The organism is Stenotrophomonas maltophilia complex sp. Om-AH-Sm3 (assembly GCF_059337855.1).
The window spans coordinates 1-18,712 of sequence record NZ_JBYBLQ010000006.1 but is presented as its reverse complement, the minus strand read 5'-3'; the positions used below and the strand labels follow the sequence as shown (position 1 = coordinate 18,712).

Here is an 18,712-nt window from a genome sequence, read left to right as displayed (position 1 = left end):
GCGCGTGCAGCGCCTTTCGGGAGAATCATCAGGTTCCAGAACGGCGTCGGATCACTCCGGCGCCGTTCCAGATGGAGACAAGCCAAGCATGGGCTCGGCTCTACATCGGCGGTCAGAACCGGTAGCGCGCGCCCAGCGAGACGAACTGTCCGCGCAGGTTGTACTGGCTGATGTCGAAGCCGTTGGAACCGCCAGCCGGATCGAACGGCGGATCCTTGTCGGTCAGGTTCAGCACCGACAGCGACAGCGTGGTATTCGGAATTCCCTCGTACGCCACGTAAAGGTCCAGCTGGTGATACGGCTTGACGCGGTCACGCAGGCCCGGGTTGCTGGTCGCCGTCGCCACGCGCTGGTCGTAGCCGCTCACGTACTGCAGGCTCAGCGTGCTGCTCCAGTCGCCCACCGCCCAGTTCAATGAGGTGGTGCCGCGCGTACGCGGCAGTGCGCCGTGGCGGTTGTTGCCGGCGCCTTCGTACGGCGCCTGGCCGGCTACCAGCGGCTGCTTGAAGCTGAGCAGGTGGGTCCAGCTGCCGGCCACGGTGAAGTTGCCCCAGCCGTCGGTGCGGAAGGTGCGGCTGGCATCCAGGTCCAGGCCGGAGGTGGTCAGTTCGCCCTGGTTGGCGTACTGGTTGGTGATGAACTGGATGCGTCCCTGCGCATCACGTTGCACGCGGCCCGGGAACAGGGTCGGGTTGTCGACGATGAACTGCGCGCTGTCCGGCTTGACCAGGTTGTCCTGCTCGATGCGGTACCAGTCCAGGCCGATGCTGGTATCACCATCCGGAGACCACACCGCACCCACGTTGAAGTTGCGCGAGCGTTCGGCCTTCAGGTCGGGGTTGCCGGTGCGGATGTTGGTGACGCCACGGCTGCCGCCGGGCTGCAGCGGATCCAGCGGATCGATCACCGAGCCATAGCTGACGGTCTGGCCGGGTGCGATTTCCGGCAGCGACGGTGCACGGAAGCCGCGCGAGAACGAGCCGCGCAGCAGCAGGCTGTCCAGCGGCTGCCAGCGAAGCGCCACCTTCGGCGAGAACGCCTCGCCGAAGTCGTCGTAGTGGTCGCCACGGCCGGCCACCTGCAGTTCCAGAGTGCGATGCAGCGGCACGCTCAGTTCGGCGTAGGCAGCGCTGACCTGGCGCTCGCCGTTCACCACGTTGATGGCCGGGCGCAGTTCGGTGCCCGACAGCACCTGCGCGCTGGTGCGCGCGTCAAGCGATTCCTTGCGGAACTCGGCACCCCAGGCAAAGCCGACCGTACCGGCCGGCATCTGCCACAGCGAGGTCGAGGCCTTCAGGTTCAACGCGTGCAGCTTGTACCAGCCTGGCCGCTTGGTCTGCAGACGCAGTGCATCCAGCGCGCCCGGCGTGGCGGACGGGTTGAGGAAGTTGTAGCTTCCGTCGCGCAGGATCTGTTCGAACGCATAGCGATTGACGAAGTTGTCGACGTACTCGCGCTGCGCGCTCTGCGAGGTCAGTGCCGCCACTTCCCAGTCCCAGCGTTCGCCGCTGCCGCGCACGCCCGCCAGGGCACGGTAGAACACCTGCGTGTTGTCCTTCAGGCGCGGGCCGAGATCGAAGAAGGTGTACTCGAACGGCAGCGGCGTGCTGCCCGGATTGTTGGGATGGCCGACCGGCAGCACCGCCGGCACGTCGATCAGCGTGCCGCTGGCCGGGTTGTAGGCGCGCAGGCCGGGGCCGACGGTCAGCGGCGCGCTGAAGATCTGGTCGGCCTTGTTGTGGCTGTACAGCACATCGGCGAAGGCCTCCACGCTGTCATTGAAGCGGTAGGTCGCGCTCAACGAGGCCTGCAGGCGCTCGGCGCCGGGTTGCAGGGTCTTGAATGGTTGTGCATTGAAGGCGCAGGCCTGGCCGGGCAGGGTGCTGCCGAAATCGCTGTAGGGACGCAGCTGGCTGCCATCCGGGCAGTTGGCGAACGGTTGCGGCGCGCGCGGGTTGGACAGCCAATTGCCACCGGCGGTGGACCAGCCGGCCAGGCGTCCGCCGGGCTTGTCGCGGAAATCGCCACTGCGGGTATAGGCGCGCTGGTCGGCGTCGAGGCGATCACGCTTGAGCAGGTCCAGCCCGAACAGCACGTTCCAGCCCTGCTGCTCCAGGTTGCCGAAGCCGGCCAGCAGGTTGGCCTTGCGTTCGTCCAGGCCGCCCTGTGTGGCGGTACCGAAGCCGCCGCCCACTTCCACGCCCTGGAAGTTCCTGCGCAGGATGATGTTGATGACACCGGCGATGGCGTCGGAGCCATACACCGCCGAGGCGCCGTCCTTCAGCACTTCGATGCGTTCCACCGCGCTGATCGGCAGCGCGTTGAGGTCGACGAAGGTGTCCTGGGTATTGAGCGCGAAGCCGAAGTTGGACACGCGGTAGCCGTTGACCAGCACCAGTGTGTTCTTCGGCGACAGGCCACGCAGGCCGATCGAGGCCGAGCCGGCGGCGAAGCTGCCGGTGTACTGCTCGTCGAAGCTGTTGCCGGCATTGGCCGACAGGTTGCGCAGTACGTCGGTGAGGGTGGAGCGGCCGCTCTGCTCGATCTGTTCACGGCTGACGATCTGCACCGGGTTCGGCCCGGCGGTATCGCTGCGCTTGATGTTGGAACCGGTCACCAGCACGGTGCCGAGGGTGGTGCTGTCCTTGCCGGCATCGGCGGTTTCAGCGGCGCCGGCAGCGCCGGCGGTGAGGCCGAGCGCGATCGCGCCGGCAAGCAGGTTCAGGGTGGTGCGGTACATGGAAGCGGCGACGCCGAACGGGGGAGGAGCCGTCAGTACCGCATGCAGGTACCTGCGCCTTCCAATGACGAAAGCGCATTCAGTTATACATCACAGGTTCTTAACGACCGGAGCAGGCAGCGGCGGACCGTATCCGGGCGCCGCTACTGCATTCAACCCCGATCCATTCAATCGACTGGGTGAATTATCAGGTCGGAGACGAAAATCCAGAGGCTGTCCGGTATGTCGTTGTGGCAAGCAAGCCCCATATCCGTGATGCTTTCAGGAAACTGGACCAGCACCCGCATGCCACGTTGATGCCTGGTCATGGAAGTCTGGGATTCCTCAAGAACAATGGTCCCGTTGGTACCGATCAACCTCCAGTAGTCTTCGGAGGGCCGAACATCGTCAGGAGGGGATTTGCTCCCGAGAAAGGTCGCCAGCAGCACCTTCCGACCATTCATTCCGCTCAACGTGATTCCTTCTTCAGCAAAGACGATGTAGACATTATCCATTGGGATGACGGCGGCGCGCGGCGCCGCCGGATCCAGTGCCTAGCATCACGGCCGCAGCAGCACCTTGCCATTGCGTCCCGACTCAGCACCGGCCTTCGCTGCCTGGGCGATATCGTCCAGCGCGAAGATCTGCTCCACCGGCAAGGTCAGTTCGCCGCTGGCCGCGCGCTTGAGCAGCTCGCCGACCAGCCGGCGCTTGTCCTCCACCGCCATCGCCTGGCTGACCTTGCTGCCCCAGAAGCCCTTCACCGTGGCCTCCTTGTAGATCAGGCCGCCGGCGGGAATGTGCATCGGTTCGCCACTCATCACACCGAACGACACCAGCGTGCCGTGGTGGCCGAGCAGGTCGACCAGATCGCCACTGGCGTCGCCGCCGATGGAATCCACTGCGGCCGCGGCCTGTGCTTCGCCGGTCGCCTCACGCACGCGATCCTTCCAGCCGTCCACCGAGGTGTCGAATACATGATCGATGCCCAGCGCCTGCAACTGCGCTACGGCCGCGGCATTGCGCACCAGGTTGGCCACGTGCACGCCGCGCGCCTTTGCCAGCATCGCCAGCGACTTGCCGACCGCGCCGTTGGCGGTGTTCTGCACGATCCACTGGCCTGCTTGGACATGCAGGAATTCCAGCAGCATCAGCGCGCTCAGCGGCATCGCGATCAACTGTGCGGCCATCTCGTCCGGGATCGCCTCCGGCATCGGAATCACCATGCGTGCCGGTGCGACGAAGGCCTCGGCCCAGGTGCCGTGCACCGAGGCGGCGGCTACCCGCTGGCCGATCTGCAGGCCGTCCACGCCATCGCCGAGTGCATCGACCACGCCCAGTGCTTCACTGCCGCCAATCGCCGGCAGCGTCGGCTTGTAGCCATACAGCCCGCGCACGGTCAGCAGGTCGTGATTGTGGATCGAGGCCAGCACAGTGCGGATGCGCACCTCGCCGGGGCCAGGCTCGGGCAGGGCGGCATCGGCAGTGGCGAGGACGTCGGCCGGGTTGCCGAAGGAGGAGTACTGGGCAGCGCGCATGAGCGAGGTTCCGGAGAAAGTGATGTTGTACCGAACTGGGGACGTGCGCCGCGTCGACAAGGTGCTGCGGGTGCAACACGGCATCCTGCGACGGATCGTCGCGGCATGTCGTGATTACCGCATCTTGTGTTGACGGCTTGGAGCATCCCCACTATGTTGTGCCCGTCACTCCCGGTCAGCCGCCGCCGCCGGACATGCAGCAAACGTCCCGCGGCCCGCCCCTGAAGGCTTGCCGTGTCGACGCGGCCGCCACCGTGCGGACGCAGGTCGCCCCCCACGGCCCGGATACCGGCCGCAGGCGCAGGCAGATGCCGACGACCTACGTTCCCGTACCCTGGCAATCCACCCGTTCGCCCCGTGCGCCGGTATCGCGTCCAGGGCCGCCATGGCATCGACCGCCAATGCGCGTGCGAGCCTGGAGTTTCACCACCATGACCGACAGTACCTTCCGCGTGGCCGATCCGGCCGGCGCTGGCGACGCCTTGCGCGCCGGTGGCGAGCGCGTACCGACCTGGATCACCAAGGAGGCCGGCAACCGCCGCCTGCCGTTCGACGCCGAGCGCCTGCAGCGCAGCATCGATGCCGTGCATGCCGAGTTCCCGCAGCTGGATGTGAGCGACTACCGTCGTGTGGTGCAGGCAATGGTCGAGCGCAAGCCCAGCATCAGCGCCGATGACCTGGTCGATCTGTTGATCCGCGAGGCCGAATCGCGGGTGGACCTGGTCGCGCCCGAGTGGGAACAGTTCGCCGCGCGCATCTACCTGCGCCGCCTGTACAAGCGTGCCAGCCGCAACCGCTTCTACGATGTCAGCCTGAAGTACGGCTCCTACGTGGGCCTGCAGGAAAGCCTCGCCGATCGTGGTATCTACAGCAACGACATCCTGCGCTGCTATTCCAAGGAAGAGCTGCAGCAGGCCGGTGAGATGATCGATCCGGAACGCGACCGCCTGTTCGCCTACAACGGCCTGTACCTGCTGGCCACGCGCTATCTGGCCAGCGACCGCAGCCGCGAGGTCTATGAACTGCCGCAGGAGCGCTGGCTGACCATTGCGCTGTACCTGATGCAGGAGGAAAAGCCGCGCGAACGCCGCATGCAGCTGGTTGGCGAGGCGTACTGGGCGCTGTCCAACCTGTACATGACGGTGGCTACGCCGACCCTGGCCAACGCCGGCAAGGTGGGCGGCCAGCTGTCCAGCTGCTTCATCGACACGGTGGACGACAGCCTGCAGGGCATCTATGACTCCAACACCGATATCGCGCGCGTGTCCAAGCACGGCGGCGGGGTTGGCGCCTACCTGGGCTACGTGCGCAGCAGCGGCGCACCGATCCGTGGCGTGGCCAACTCCTCCGGCGGCGTGGTGCCGTGGATCAAGCAGCTCAACAACACGGCGGTGTCGGTTGATCAGCTTGGCCAGCGCAAGGGCGCAGTGGCGGTGTACCTGGACATCTGGCATCGCGACATCGAAGCCTTCATGGACCTGCGCCTCAACAACGGCGACCAGCGCCTGCGCGCGCACGATGTGTTCACCTCGGTGTGCGTACCCGACCTGTTCATGGAAGCGGTCGAGCGCCGCGCCGACTGGTACCTGTTCGACCCGCACGAGGTGAAGCAGGCCAAGGGCTGGTACCTGCAGGACTTCTACGATGAGAAGCGCGGTTCGGGCAGCTTCCGCGATCGCTATGCCGAGCTGGTGGCCGATGAGCGCATCAGCCGCCGCACGGTGAAGGCCATCGATCTGTTCAAGCGGATCATGCTCAGCCAGCTGGAAACCGGCAACCCGTTCCTGTTCTACCGCGACGAGGTCAATCGCAGGAACCCGAACAAGCACGCGGGCATGATCTATTCCAGCAACCTGTGCACCGAGATCCTGCAGAACATGAGCCCGACGCGGATGATCCAGGAGATCGTCAGCGGCGACCAGATCGTCACCACGCGCCGTGCGGGCGACTTCGTGGTCTGCAACCTGTCCTCGATCAACCTCGGCCGGGCGATCAGTGCGCCGGATGACCTGCTGGCCACCGATGTGCTGGAGCGCCTGATCCCGATCCAGGTGCGCATGCTCGACAACGTGATCGACCTCAACGCGTTGCCGGTGCCGCAGGCCACGATCACCAACCGCAAGTACCGCGCCATCGGCCTGGGCACGTTCGGTTGGCACCACCTGCTGGCGCAGCAGGCGATCCAGTGGGAATCTCCGGATGCCGAAGTATTGGCCGACCATCTCTACGAACGCATCAACTTCCTGACCATCCAGGCCAGCGCGCAACTGGCGCAGGAGAAGGGCAGCTATCCGATGTTCGCCGGCAGCGATTGGCACAACGGACGCTATTTCAGTGACCGCGGCTACAGCGGCGCGGCCTGGGACAGCCTGGCCCGCGAGGTCGCCACGCACGGCCTGCGCAACGGCTGGTTGCTGGCCGTCGCGCCGAACATGAGCACCGCGCAGATTGCCGGTTCCACCGCATCGATCGACCCGATCTACAGCGCGTTCTACTACGAGGAAAAGAAGGATTTCCGGCGGCCGGTGGCGGCGCCGGGCCTGTCGCTGGAAACCTGGCCGTACTACGAGAAGGGCGCCTACAAGGTCGACCAGTTCGCCAGCGTGCGCCAGAACGCGCGCCGCCAGCGGCATGTCGACCAGTCGATCAGTTTCAACCTGTATGTGCCCAGCACCATCCGTGCGAGCACGCTGCTGGAGCTGCACCTGAGCGCCTGGCGCGAAGGCCTGAAGACCACCTACTACGTGCGCTCCAACGACATCGACATCAGCGAATGCGAGTGGTGCTCAAGCTGACCACCGGCGACCCGCGGTAGTGCCGGCCGCTGGCCGGCAACACGATAGAAAGAGAACGAAGGCAGAAACCCATGGCAACCCCACTCGACCGCATCAAGATCCTCGAACCACGCCACCCCAACCGCAGCACCGGCATCATCAACGGCCAGACCAGCGGCATCCTCAACTGGAACGATATCCCGTACCCGTCGTTCTATCGGGCCTACAAGGAGCTGTCGACCAACTTCTGGATTCCCGACGAAGTGGACATGAAGCTGGATGCGCGCCAGTACGGCGAGCTGTCAGGGCGCGAAAAGAACGCCTACGATTCAATCATCGGCCTGCTGGCCACGCTGGATTCACCGCAGACGCGCTTCATCTACAACGTGGCCGAGTACATCACCGACCCGGCCGCGCATGCCAACGCAGCCATCATCGGCCAGCAGGAAGTGATCCACAACGAGAGCTACAGCTACGTGCTGGCCTCGATCACCGACCTGCCGAACCAGAACCGGATCTTCGAGATCGCCCGCACCCACCCAACCATCATCAAGCGCAATGCCCCGATCATGGGCGCGTATGACGACTTCATGCGCGAGAAGACCGCCGAGACCCTGCTCAAGTCGCTGATCCAGTCCTCGATCCTGGAAGGCATCAACTTCTATTCCGGTTTCGCCTACTTCTACAACATGGTGCGGCAGAACCGCATGAACGGGACCGGCAAGATCATCAGCTTCATCAATCGCGACGAGCTGGCCCATACCAAGTTCATCAGCGAGCTGATCCGCGCCATCATCGGCGAAAACCCCGAGCTGCAGACCAATGAGTTGACCGCCTATGTGCACCAGTCATTCGAACATGCCATCGAGCTTGAGACGCAGTGGTCGTCGGAGGTTCTGGATGGCATCGATGGCATCGACGTGGACGAGATGGTGCGCTACGTGAAGTACCGCGCCAACAAGATGGCCGGCATGCTCGGCATCGAGCGCCTGTACAGCGACACCACCGACAACGTGATGCCGTGGATCAAGGCCTACGCCGACAACTTCACCGAGACCAAGACCGACTTCTTCGAGATGCGCAATGCAAGTTACAAGAAGACCAACGTCGACAACGGCTTCGACGATCTCTGAGCCCGGCGCCGCGCTGAGCATCCTGATGGTGGTCGCCTCCTTGAGCGGCAACACCCGCGAGCTCGGCCGGCAGATCGCCGAGCGCTGCCGCGCGGCAGGTCATGCGGTGCACTGGCAGGAGGCCGATGACCTGCGGCAGGCGCCGCCGCTGGCTGCCGGCGAGGCCGACCTGGTGCTGCTGGGCTGCTGGACCGACAACGCCGGGCGCACGCCAGCGGAGATGAAGGCGTGGGTGGCTGGCATTGCCGAGCGCGGTCAGCAGCCACGCCAGCTGGCGGTGTTCGGCACCGGCGAAACGCAGTGGGGGCAGGAGTACTACTGTGGTGCCGTGCACCGGCTGATCCGCTATTTCCGCAGCGACTACCCGCCGCTGGAGATCGAACAGATGCCGCATGGCGAGCGTCATGCCGAAGCCATCGACGCCTGGACCGATGCGGTCCTGGCCCACTACTGGAGCAACCACGATGCAGATCATCGACGCCACCACGCCTGAGCAGTTCCAGCAGCTGCTGGCTGAGCACCCGCGGGTGCTGGTGGATTTCCACAAGGACCAGTGCCCCGGGTGCCGGATGCTGGAAGTGTCGCTGCACCGCGTGGCCAACAGCGTGGCGGGGCAGGGCACCACCTTGCTTCGCGTGCAGCTGGAAGTGCTGGGTGAGGCGTTCTTCAGGGAACTGGGGCTGCGGCAGACGCCGACGCTGTCCCTGTTCCGTGATGGTAACGAACGCACGCGCCTGGCCGGGTTCCAGTCGCCGCAGCAGATCGAGGCCGCGATCGCGTTGCATTTGTAGAGCCGAGCCCATGCTCGGCTGCCGTTCGCACGGTGAGCGATGAGTCGAACATGGCTCGACTCTACAAGGTATCCACGCATGGCGTGGATCTACCGGGGCAGGGGCCGTGGTTTGGCGTCAGGCTCCGCTGAAGGTATCCACCAGCAGCTTCACGTTCAAAACCACGATCACCAGCGCGATCACCCAGGCGATCGCGCCCAGCCAGCGCGGTGCCACCAGCGCCCCCATCGTCACCTTGTCGGTCACGATCCGCACCAGCGGGATGATCGCGAACGGCAGCTGCATTGACAGCACCACCTGGCTCAGCACCAGCAGCTTCACCGCGCCCTGGTCGCCGAACAGCAGGATCACCACCACCACCGGAATGATCGCCAGTGCGCGGGTGATCAGCCGTCGCAGCCACGGCGGCATTCGCAGGTGCAGGAAACCTTCCATCACGATCTGGCCGGCCAGCGTCGCGGTCACCGTCGAGTTCAGGCCGGAGGCCAGCAACGCGATCGCAAACAACGTCGCCGCCGCGCCCACGCCCAGCATCGGCGCCAGCAGCTGGTGCGCCTGCTCGATGTCTTCCACGTCGAAACGACCATTGGCATGGAACACCGCCGCCGCCAGGATCAGGATGCTGGCGTTGATGAACAATGCGAGTGTCAACGCGAGAGTGCTATCGGTAACCGCCCAGCGCAGCGCACTGCGGCGGCCTTCATTGGTACGCGGGTAGGCGCGGGTCTGCACGATGGACGAATGCAGGTAGAGATTGTGCGGCATCACCGTGGCACCGATGATGCCGATCGCGATGTACAGCGCGTGCGGATCGGTCACCACCTGCGCGCGCGGAATGAAGCCGCCCAGCACCGCCATCACTGGCGGCGCAGCCATCGCGATCTGCACCATGAAGCAGGCGAAGATCACCATCAGCAGCGCGATCACGAAGGCTTCCAGCGCACGGAAGCCGCGGTTCATCAGCAGCAGGACCAGCAGCGTATCCAGCGCAGTGATCACCGCGCCCCACAGCAGTGGCAGGTCGAACAGCAGCTTCAGCGCGATCGCGGTGCCGATCACCTCGGCCAGGTCGCAGGCGATGATCGCCGCCTCGCACAGCGCCCACAGCGCCAGGTTCACCGGCTTGGGGTAGCGCGCGCGGCAGGCCTGCGCCAGGTCCATGCCGGTGGCGATGCCGAGCCGCGCCGACAGCGCCTGCAGGATCACCGCCATCAGGTTGGAAATGAGGATGACCGACAGCAGCAGGTAGCCGAAGCGCGAACCGCCGGCGAGGTCGGTGGCCCAGTTGCCTGGGTCCATGTAGCCGACCGAGATCATGTAGCCCGGGCCGAGGAAGGCCAGCAGGCGAAACCACCAGTGCCCCTTGTCGGGCACGGCGACCGAGGCGTTGAGCGCACCCAGGCTGGCCGGAGTGGAGGCCGAAGGGTCGCGGGGCGCCAGGGTGTTCATGGGTTCGAATATAGCTCCTGCTATAGTCATTAGCAATGTGAAACAATCGTCTTTATCGCGTTACTGGTCCAGAATTCAGGTTCAACACTGGATCACCCCGGAAGGACAGGCGCAGGCGTGGGCAAGACCGACGATTCGACATCGCTGAAAAGCACCCCCTTGATCGAGGCCGAGCGCCAGGTCGAGAGCTTCCGGCAAGTGCGCGAAGCGCACCGGATGGAACTGGTGGAGGACTATGTCGAGCTGATTTCGGACCTGCTGGCCGATGGCGGCGAGGCCCGCCAGGTCGACATTGCCACGCGCCTGGGTGTGGCCCAGCCCACCGTGGCGAAGATGCTGCGGCGCCTGGCCCGTGATGGTTGGGTGGTGCAGCGGCCGTACCGCGGCGTGTTCCTGACCCCGGAAGGCGAGGCGCTGGCCCATGCCAGCCGCCAGCGGCACCAGACCGTGGAGCGTTTCCTGCTGGCGCTGGGCGTGGACGCAGACACCGCGCGGCGCGATGCGGAGGGCATCGAGCACCATGTCAGCGAGCAGACACTGGCTCTGTTCGAGGCATTCGTGCGCAGGGCCGAGGGCGGCTGAGCCACGTTTCCTGTAGAGCCGAGCCATGCTCGGCTGCTGTTCGCGCGATGACAGGGAGTATCCACGCATGGCGTGGATCTACAATCCAGGCGGGCAGCGCGCCTGTTGTTGCGCGCACGCGCGTTTCGTCCATTCCTTCAACACTGGCTGCAGGCCTTCATAGCGCCGGCCTTGCCATCCGTTGGCCAGCACCTTCCCATCCGCATCGATCAGCACCAGGTTCGGTGGTGCCAATCCGGCCAATGCCTGCAGTGCCGGCATGCGCGCGGCACGTCGTGGGTCCAGTACCGGCCACGGCATGTCCTGCGCGTGCATGTAGCGGCGAAGCGCGCTCTCGCTCTCATCCTGGCTGACGTACACCACTTCGGTATCGGCGCCGGCTTGGCGCAGGGCATCACGCACGCTGCGCAGCGTGGGTACGAAGGCATGGCACGGTGCACACCAGTCGGCGCCGAAGTACAGCGCCACCACTTTCGGCGGCGACGACCACTGCATCGGCCGTAGCGATCGCTGCTCCGGCCGCATCAGCGAGGCAGAAACCTGCGCGTGCAGGTCCGCAGCCATCGCCGGTGCGGCCAGCAGCATGGCACAGGCCAGCAACAACGCTCGCAGAGCTTCAGAACGCATAGCGCAGGTTGACGTACCACGAACGCGCGAAGCGCGGCCCGTAAACATAGTCGCTGTCCCGCAGCGCCCCCAATTCCAGGTCTTTCTGGCGCTGGTCGAATACGTTCTTGACGCCCGCAGCTACCGACACTTCCTGCTGCGCCTGTGCGCCCAGATGGCGGTGCCAGCGCGCGCCAAGGTCGGTGACCAGGAACGAACGTGTGCGGTGCAGCTCGCCCAGCCGGTTGTTCAGCACCGACATCGGCCCGGTATGGCGCAGCGCGACGAAGGTTTCCCACGGTTCGGCCGGCATCCAGCTGAGCTGCGCCAGGCCGGTCCAGCGCGGTGTCTTCAGGTAATCGCGGCTTTCGATCACGGTGTCGCCACCGTCGCCGCTGTCGTCGAAGATGCGTTGCGGCTCGCGGAAGCGCGAGCGGTACCACGAGGCACCGGCGGTCAGGCGCCACTGCGGCGAGGGTTGCCAGCCGAGGTTGGTTTCCGCACCCAGCACGTTCGAGCCGGAGGCGTTGTAGCGCAGCTGGCTCAGCTGGCCGTCATCGCCGCGCTGGATCTCGCCCAGCGCGAAGGTGTCGCGGATGCGTGCATAGGAGGCGGTGGCATCCCAGCTCCACACCGGATCGGCCGGGTCCGAACGCCAGTCGAAGCCGAACAGGGTGGTCAACGCGCGCTCTTCTTTCAGACCGTCCGCGTTGCGCACGCGCACCTGTTCGCCGCCCAGCGTATCGACATGCACATCCTCGACGAAGATCTCCGGCGCACGGAAGCCGGTGGCGATACCGGCGCGCCACTTCAGGTTCGGCGTGGCCTGCCAGGCCAGCGCGATGCGTGGTGAGAATACCGCGTTGTCCAGTTCCGAGCTCTTGTCCACGCGTGCGCCCAGCACCAGGTCGACGTTGTCGCGCAGGCTCCACTCGTCCTGGATGAAGGCGCCCAGGTTGTGGAAGGTCGCATCCTCCAGTACCGCAAGACGCTGCCCGTCACCGGTGCGGTTGTCGTCGCGCAGCGCCTCGTGCTTGTACTGCACGCCGAAGGCCAGCGCGTGCGCACCCAACCGCCAGTTCAACTGGCTGTCGATGTAGTGCAGCGGGTTGTGGGTGCGGCCGTACTGGCGCCACGAACGCGAGGCCGCGCTGCCGGCCACGTTGGGATCCAGCTGCGACGGGTCATAGCCGGGCGCGGACGGATCGGTAACGACGTCGCCCAGACCGCCATAGAAGCTGTCGCGGTCAATGTCGGCGAAGGCGTAGGCCAGGCGGAAATCGACGTTGGCATTGACTTCCTGGTCCCACGATACGCTGCCGCGCCGGTATTTCGTATCCAGCGATTCGGCGATGTTGGCCAGGTATTCGGGCTGATCCAGTCGATTGCCGCCACGCCGGGTTTCATCGGTCACCTGCAGGTCCAGGCGCAGCCCCGTGCCCGGCGTGGGCACGTACCAGGCCTGCAGCCCGCCGACCTTGAGGTTCTTGCGGGTGATCTCGGTGTAGCCGTCACCGTTGTAGTCGATGCCGCTGTTCCAGTTGCGCTGGGCAATCACTGAAAGCCCGGCGTCGGCATCTTTCGCCACCAGGTCCAGGCGCACGTCGGCATTCTTCTGCGGTGTGCCCTTCAGGACATCCACGCCGGCCTGCACATGGCCGCCGCTGCGCGCCGGCAGCGGCGGAATCAGGTTGATCACACCGGCAACCGCGCCCGGTCCGTACAGCGCCGAGCCACCGCCCTTGACCACTTCGATGCGGTCGACGAACCCGGCCGGGATCTGTTCCAGGCCGTACACGCTGCCCAGCGTGGACAGCAGCGGGATGCCATCGAACAGGAGCTGGTTGTAGGCGCCGGGCAGGCCCAGCAGCTGTACTTCGCTGGTGTTGCAGTTCTGGCAGTTGCTCTCCACGCGCAGGCCGTTGATCAGCTCGGCGGCGCGCGAGAAGTCGGTGGCCGCGCGCAGCGCGATGTCTTCCTTGCGCAGCACTTCCGTGCGGATCGGCACGTCCGACAGCAGGCGTTCACTGCGTGTGGCGGTGCTGACCTTGACCTGCACACGGTCCAGTTCGGTCGGTTTCGGAGTGTCAGCCAGTGCAGGCAGCGGCAGGATCAGGGCAATGGCGGCGGCCAGCGGCAACCTTCGGAAGCGGTGGGGGATAGAGCACATGAGAGCGTCGTCCTTGGGGGAAGAAAGGCGGCGAGGGCGACCTGGCTGATGCATATGAAAGCAGTGGCTTATGAAGATAGCAAGAGCTATATAACCAAGCCACAGCGATTCCGAGCGGAGCGCCGGCCGAGTCAGATCATGCGAGTGTTATAACATTACATATGACAGCGGCAACCCTGCCGGTGGTCATATGCGGAGGATGGAATAGCCGTGGCGGGGGCAGTGGGGACGGGGTCAGAGCCCTTTCCTTTGGAAAGGGATCCGCCCCGGGAGCGGATCGTCAGCCGCGGCGGAATGCGGCGGGCGTGCGGGCGCCGACGATGATCATGCGGATCATCGTGGAGATCTGTTCGACCAGCTCCGGATCCTTCTCCGGAGGCAGGTCCATGGCGGTGGCGCCCATCGCGAACACCAGCCTGGTGATGGCCTTGGCTACCAGTTCCGGAGCGTGCAGCACCGCGCCATCCAGTGCGGCCAGGCGCACCAGGTCGTGCTGCAGCTCTTCCTCGAAATAATGCAGCTCGCGCTCGACTGCGTGCTTGAAGTCGTCCGAGCCGACCGCGCCTTCGCGCAACAGCACGTGCAGCAGCTTGTCGTCGGCGCGCAGCTGTTCCATGAAGGTCTCCACCGAAACCCGCACCACGCTGGTGGCGGTGGAGGTGGCGCGCTGGCGGGCCTCGCCGATGATGGTGCGCAGCGAGCGGCCGGCTGCGTCGATCAGCGCTACGGCCAGTTCGTCCATGTCGCGGAACTGCCGGTAGAAGCTGTTCGGCGCGATGCCGGCCTCGCGTGCCACTTCGCGCAGGCTGAGCGTGGACAGGCTGCGGTGCGGCCCGATCAGCTTCAGGGCGGCGGCCAGCAGATCTTCGCGGCTCACCGTACGGCGGGCCGGGCTGTTGGCATCTTCGGGCGGCGACAAGGCGGTGGCGGCGGCCATGGGGGTTCCGGTGCGGCGAGGCTGAATCATACCCAATCCGGTTCAATATACACATGTATACACAGGTGTATGTGCGCCCGTATAGTGCGCCCATGAGCGCTGTCGTCCGTCCGTCCCTGTTCTCTCCGTACCGCTGGGTCTCGCCGTCGCTGTTCGATTTCTGGGCGGGCCAGCTCAATCCCCTGTGGACCCTGCGCGAGCCGGTGGCCCGCCTGGTCCGGCGCGAGCCGGCCGGCGAGGGCGCGGCGACCCTGGTCCTGCGCACCAACCGGCACTGGGCCGGCATGCGCGCGGGCCAGCACGTCACCCTGGGCGTGGAGATTGAAGGACGCCTGTGGCAGCGCAGCTACAGCCCCACCGTGCTGGGACCGCGCGAACTGGCGATCACCGTCAAGGCGGTCGACGGCGGCCGGGTCAGCCAGCATCTGGTGAACCATGCGCAGCCGGGCGAGCTGTTCCGCCTGGAGGCGGCGTTCGGTGAATTCCAGTTGCCGGCCGCAGCGCCGGTATTGCTGCTGGCGGCCGGCAGTGGCATCACGCCGATGCGCAGCCTGCTGCGCGAAGCCTGCCAGCGCTCGCTGGCCGCGCCGGTGGACCTGTTCTACTGGGAGCGCAGCGCCGCCCACCTGCAGTTCCGTGATGAGCTGCAGGCGTTGGCCGCCAGCCAGCCGAACCTGCGTGTGCACCTGCTGACCACCCGCGAAGGTGATGTGCCTGCCGCACGCATCGATACCCACGATCTGCAGGTGGCAGGCGATGACACCCCGTTGGCGCAGCGCCACGTGCTGGCCTGTGGCCCGGATGGATTCGTTGCCGCTGCGCGCCAACGCCTGGCGCACCAGGTCGCGGGTTTCCAGGCGGAAGCGTTCACTCCGCCGGCGCCGCTGCGTGACGCCAGCAGCGAGGGCGAAGTATCGCTGACGCTGGCGCGCAGTGGCCGCCAGCTGAGCGTGCCGCGTGGCCGTTCGCTGCTGGAAAGCCTGGAAGCCCATGGCATCAAGCCCAAGCACGGTTGCCGCATGGGCATCTGCAACACCTGCAGCTGCGACCGCGTCAGTGGCGCCACCCGCCACCTGCGCACTGGCGACCTGCAGTCCGAATCGGCACAGCCGGTACGGATCTGCGTGAGCGCACCGACCACCGACCTGACCCTGGATCTCTGAGGACGCCTGCCATGACCCGCGCTACCGACCGTGCCCTGAGTACTGCCGAGATGCATGCCTTCGGTGAGGAACTCGACGCGATCCGCGACCGTGTGATCGGCAGCCTCGGCGCCTCCGACACCCGCTACATCCGCCGCGTGGCCGCCGCCGTGCGCTGGTTCGGCGTGGGTGGCCGTGGCCTGCTGTTCCTGGCGGCGTTTTCGCCGCTGTTCTGGATGCCGCTGCTGTGGCCGGCCGCGATCACCGGCACGCTGCTGCTGGCGCTGTCGAAGATCCTGGAGAACATGGAGCTGGGCCACAACGTGATGCACGGCCAGTTCGACTGGACCGGTGATCCCAAGCTCAATGGCAATACCTACGAGTGGGACATCGTTGCCACCGCCGACAACTGGCGCAAGACCCACAATTTCCGCCACCACACCTACACCAATGTGCGTGGCATGGACGATGACATCGGTTATGGCCTGCTGCGCATCTTCCCGGAACAGCGCTGGAAGCCGTTCTACCTGCTGCAGCCGATCATCGCGCCGATCTTCGCGCTGCTGTTCCAGTGGGGCGTGGCCGCGCAGGACCTTCGCCTTGGCCGCTGGCTGAAGGGCCGCATCAGCGGCCGTGCGATGTGGCTGCAGACCCGCCCGGTGGCGCGCAAGATGGCCCGCCAGGTGCTGAAGGACTACGTGTTCTTCCCGCTGCTGGCTGGTCCGTTCTTCCTCACCGTGATGCTGGGCAACCTGGTCGCCAACGGCCTGCGCAACATCTGGACCTACGTGATCATCTTCTGCGGGCACTTCACCGCCGAATCGGAAACCTTCCCCAAGGAGTGCCTGCGCAATGAGTCGCGCGGCCATTGGTACCTGCGCCAGCTGCGCGGTTCGTCCAACATCAGCGGTGGCTTCCTGATCAACGTGCTGTCGGGCAACCTCAGCCACCAGATCGAGCACCATTTCTACCCGGATCTGCCGGCCAACCGTTATGCGGCCATCGCCAAGGAAGTGAAGGACATCTGCCGTCGTTACGGCCAGCACTACAACAACGGCTCGCTGCCGCGCCAGTTCGGCCAGGTGGTCTGGCGCATCCTGCGTCACGCGTTCCCGAGCAAGCCGCGCCGCCTGCCGATGCCGGACATCATGTCCGCACCGGCATCGGCCAACGCGGGCTGATCGACTCAGCCCGCTTTCGCCAGGTCCGCCTGCTCGCGGTCCAGGCGTCGCAGGAACACCTGCATTTCCTTGCGTGCCTGCTGGTCGCCCTTGCTGCCGGCCACGCTCAAGCCACGCTGCCATGCTTCGCGCGCCGCCTGCGGCTGGCCACTGGCCAGCCAGGCCTTGCCCAGCAGCTTCCACGCCGCCGAGTACTGCGGATCAAGCACCACGCAACGGCCCAGATGGGTGGCCGCGCGCACAGGGTTGCCGGCATCCAGCCAGCCCTTGCCCAGGCCGAAGCGCAGCAGCGCGCCGTCCTTGCCGGCGGCGAGCATGCATTCCAGGGCTTCGATGTTCATCCGCGCACCTCCACCAGCAGTTCGGTGGGGCCGGGCTGGAAGCGGCCACGATGGAACAGCAGCGGCGCGCCGCCGTTCTCGTGCACTTCGATGATGCGGCCAGCCAGCAGCAGATGATCACCCACCGGCCACTGTGCGTGGCGGGTACATGTGAGATGGGCGACCGCACCGGCGATGCGCGGTGGGGCGTCCTCGTCGTCATCCAGCAATGCCAGGCCATCGAAGCGGTTGCGCACCTGCGGATCGGCAAAGCGCCGGGCCAGCGCTTCCTGGTCGGCCGCCAGCACGCTGATCGCAAAGCGGGTGGCGCGCTGGAAGGTGGACAGGCTCTGCGCGTGCAACGCCAGGTTCCACAGCACCAGCGGCGGCTGCAATGACACCGGCACGAACGAATTGATGGTCAGGCCGATGGGTTTGCCCTGCGCATCGCGCGTGCAGACGATGGCCACGCCGGTAGGAAAGTGGCCGAGCAGCCGCCGCAGGGCCCGCGGCGGCATCTTGACCGACGGCACCGGGGGCGGGGCGGGGAAAACCCCCGCCCACGGCCCGGCGTACGGCAGCGTTTCGCCGCTCATGAGGCCCTGGCCTGGCGGTAGCGCCGGCCGACCTCGGCCCAGTTGATGATGTTGAAGAACGCACCGATGTAGTCCGGGCGACGGTTCTGGTAGTGCAGGTAGTAGGCGTGTTCCCAGACATCCAGTGCGAGGATCGGGGTGTTGCCCGACAGGCCCACGGCTGCACCCATCAGCGGGCTGTCCTGGTTGGCGCTGCTTTCCACCTGCAGGCGGCCATCGCGATCGCTGGTCAGCCAGGCCCAGCCGCTGCCGAAGCGGGTCTGCGCGGCCTTGGTGAAGGCGTCCTTGAAGGCATCGAAGCCGCCAAGGTCACGGTCGATGGCGGCGGCCAGTTCATCATCGGGTGCACCACCGTTGGGGCTGAGCACGGTCCAGAACAGGCTGTGGTTGGCGTGGCCACCGCCGTTGTTGCGCACCGCGCCACGCTGCGCCTCGGGTACGGTATCGAGGTGGGCGATCAGCGCCTCGACGGGCTGTTCGGCGATGCCGGCCTGCTCGATGGCGGCGTTGAGGTTGTTGACGTAGGTCTGGTGGTGCTTGCTGTGGTGGATCTCCATCGTGCGCGCATCGAAGTGCGGCTCAAGGGCGTCGTAGGCGTAGGGGAGCGGGGGAAGCGAGTACGACATCGAAGCAATCTCCGTGGGGAAGGCCAGAAGGCTGGCCGTGGGGAGATCGTTATCGCACCTCAACATTGGTTGAGGTCAAGGGCCGGGATTGAAATGCGTAAAAGGGGCCAAGCGCGGCGTGGTAGTGGCCAACACCGGCCCGCAACCC

The 18,712-nt window shown here is 65.9% G+C and carries 17 protein-coding genes; 7 read left to right on the top strand and 10 right to left on the bottom strand.

Features of this window, described 5'->3' with window-relative positions; all coding sequences use genetic code 11:
* Nucleotides 1–112: 112 nt before the first annotated feature.
* The 3 genes from AC10QF_RS09040 to AC10QF_RS09030 form a co-directional block, all read right to left on the bottom strand.
* A complete protein-coding gene (locus AC10QF_RS09040) occupies nt 113–2,740 on the bottom strand; it encodes a TonB-dependent receptor (RefSeq protein ID WP_494542066.1) in 2,628 nt (875 codons plus the stop codon).
* A 167-nt stretch (nt 2,741–2,907) separates the two neighbouring features.
* Nucleotides 2,908–3,234: a hypothetical protein gene (locus tag AC10QF_RS09035; RefSeq protein WP_095377111.1), complete on the bottom strand. Its 327-nt coding sequence runs from the start codon at nt 3,232–3,234 to the stop codon at nt 2,908–2,910.
* Nucleotides 3,235–3,279: 45 nt separating this feature from the next.
* Nucleotides 3,280–4,257, bottom strand: coding sequence for a zinc-binding dehydrogenase (locus tag AC10QF_RS09030; protein ID WP_494542065.1), 978 nt, complete (start codon nt 4,255–4,257; stop codon nt 3,280–3,282).
* 431 nt (nt 4,258–4,688) lie between these two features.
* Between AC10QF_RS09030 and AC10QF_RS09025 the strand changes: the two genes are divergently transcribed.
* The 4 genes from AC10QF_RS09025 to AC10QF_RS09010 all read left to right on the top strand — a co-directional run bounded on the left by AC10QF_RS09025 (nt 4,689) and on the right by AC10QF_RS09010 (nt 8,955).
* Nucleotides 4,689–7,052 (top strand): ribonucleoside-diphosphate reductase subunit alpha, encoded by a 2,364-nt coding sequence (locus tag AC10QF_RS09025; protein WP_069138681.1) that lies wholly within the window; start codon nt 4,689–4,691, stop codon nt 7,050–7,052.
* A gap of 71 nt (nt 7,053–7,123) precedes the next feature.
* Entirely contained in the window at nt 7,124–8,164 is a 1,041-nt protein-coding gene (locus tag AC10QF_RS09020) for a ribonucleotide-diphosphate reductase subunit beta (protein WP_061479853.1), read from the top strand.
* A 25-nt stretch (nt 8,165–8,189) separates the two neighbouring features.
* On the top strand, nt 8,190–8,657 hold the full coding sequence (locus AC10QF_RS09015) for a flavodoxin (RefSeq protein WP_080375118.1): 468 nt from the start codon (nt 8,190–8,192) through the stop codon (nt 8,655–8,657).
* A complete protein-coding gene (locus tag AC10QF_RS09010; RefSeq protein WP_005416939.1) occupies nt 8,629–8,955 on the top strand; it encodes a thioredoxin family protein in 327 nt (108 codons plus the stop codon). Before AC10QF_RS09015 ends, AC10QF_RS09010 begins: the two co-directional genes overlap by 29 nt.
* A gap of 117 nt (nt 8,956–9,072) precedes the next feature.
* Here the strand turns inward: AC10QF_RS09010 and AC10QF_RS09005 are convergent, their stop codons facing one another.
* Nucleotides 9,073–10,404, bottom strand: coding sequence for an Nramp family divalent metal transporter (locus tag AC10QF_RS09005; protein ID WP_235649253.1), 1,332 nt, complete (start codon nt 10,402–10,404; stop codon nt 9,073–9,075).
* Nucleotides 10,405–10,521: 117 nt separating this feature from the next.
* Between AC10QF_RS09005 and mntR the strand changes: the two genes are divergently transcribed.
* Nucleotides 10,522–10,986: a manganese-binding transcriptional regulator MntR gene (gene mntR, locus AC10QF_RS09000; protein ID WP_005416934.1), complete on the top strand. Its 465-nt coding sequence runs from the start codon at nt 10,522–10,524 to the stop codon at nt 10,984–10,986.
* A 78-nt stretch (nt 10,987–11,064) separates the two neighbouring features.
* On the opposite strand, the gene AC10QF_RS08995 is transcribed toward mntR, so the two are convergent.
* From AC10QF_RS08995 to fabR, 3 genes are all read right to left on the bottom strand, one after another.
* Nucleotides 11,065–11,613 (bottom strand): thioredoxin-like domain-containing protein, encoded by a 549-nt coding sequence (locus tag AC10QF_RS08995; protein ID WP_111178786.1) that lies wholly within the window; start codon nt 11,611–11,613, stop codon nt 11,065–11,067.
* Nucleotides 11,603–13,762 (bottom strand): TonB-dependent receptor plug domain-containing protein, encoded by a 2,160-nt coding sequence (locus AC10QF_RS08990; protein WP_494542064.1) that lies wholly within the window; start codon nt 13,760–13,762, stop codon nt 11,603–11,605. Before AC10QF_RS08990 ends, AC10QF_RS08995 begins: the two co-directional genes overlap by 11 nt.
* A gap of 280 nt (nt 13,763–14,042) precedes the next feature.
* Nucleotides 14,043–14,699, bottom strand: a complete 657-nt coding sequence (gene fabR / locus AC10QF_RS08985) for an HTH-type transcriptional repressor FabR (RefSeq protein ID WP_049439070.1) — start codon at nt 14,697–14,699, stop codon at nt 14,043–14,045.
* A 92-nt stretch (nt 14,700–14,791) separates the two neighbouring features.
* On the opposite strand from fabR, the gene AC10QF_RS08980 reads away from it, so the two are divergent.
* On the top strand, nt 14,792–15,862 hold the full coding sequence (locus AC10QF_RS08980; protein ID WP_494542063.1) for a ferredoxin reductase: 1,071 nt from the start codon (nt 14,792–14,794) through the stop codon (nt 15,860–15,862).
* An 11-nt stretch (nt 15,863–15,873) separates the two neighbouring features.
* Nucleotides 15,874–17,022, top strand: coding sequence for a fatty acid desaturase family protein (locus AC10QF_RS08975; protein ID WP_134731576.1), 1,149 nt, complete (start codon nt 15,874–15,876; stop codon nt 17,020–17,022).
* A 5-nt stretch (nt 17,023–17,027) separates the two neighbouring features.
* Here the strand turns inward: AC10QF_RS08975 and AC10QF_RS08970 are convergent, their stop codons facing one another.
* From AC10QF_RS08970 to AC10QF_RS08960, 3 genes are read right to left on the bottom strand one after another with little or no spacing between them, the layout of a single operon-like run.
* Nucleotides 17,028–17,363, bottom strand: coding sequence for a tetratricopeptide repeat protein (locus AC10QF_RS08970; protein ID WP_005409958.1), 336 nt, complete (start codon nt 17,361–17,363; stop codon nt 17,028–17,030).
* The gene (locus tag AC10QF_RS08965; RefSeq protein ID WP_227844718.1) at nt 17,360–17,938 is read right to left on the bottom strand and encodes a flavin reductase family protein; all 579 of its coding nucleotides are present in this window, start codon (nt 17,936–17,938) and stop codon (nt 17,360–17,362) included. Before AC10QF_RS08965 ends, AC10QF_RS08970 begins: the two co-directional genes overlap by 4 nt.
* A complete protein-coding gene (locus AC10QF_RS08960) occupies nt 17,935–18,564 on the bottom strand; it encodes a superoxide dismutase (protein ID WP_494542062.1) in 630 nt (209 codons plus the stop codon). Before AC10QF_RS08960 ends, AC10QF_RS08965 begins: the two co-directional genes overlap by 4 nt.
* Nucleotides 18,565–18,712: the final 148 nt, after the last annotated feature.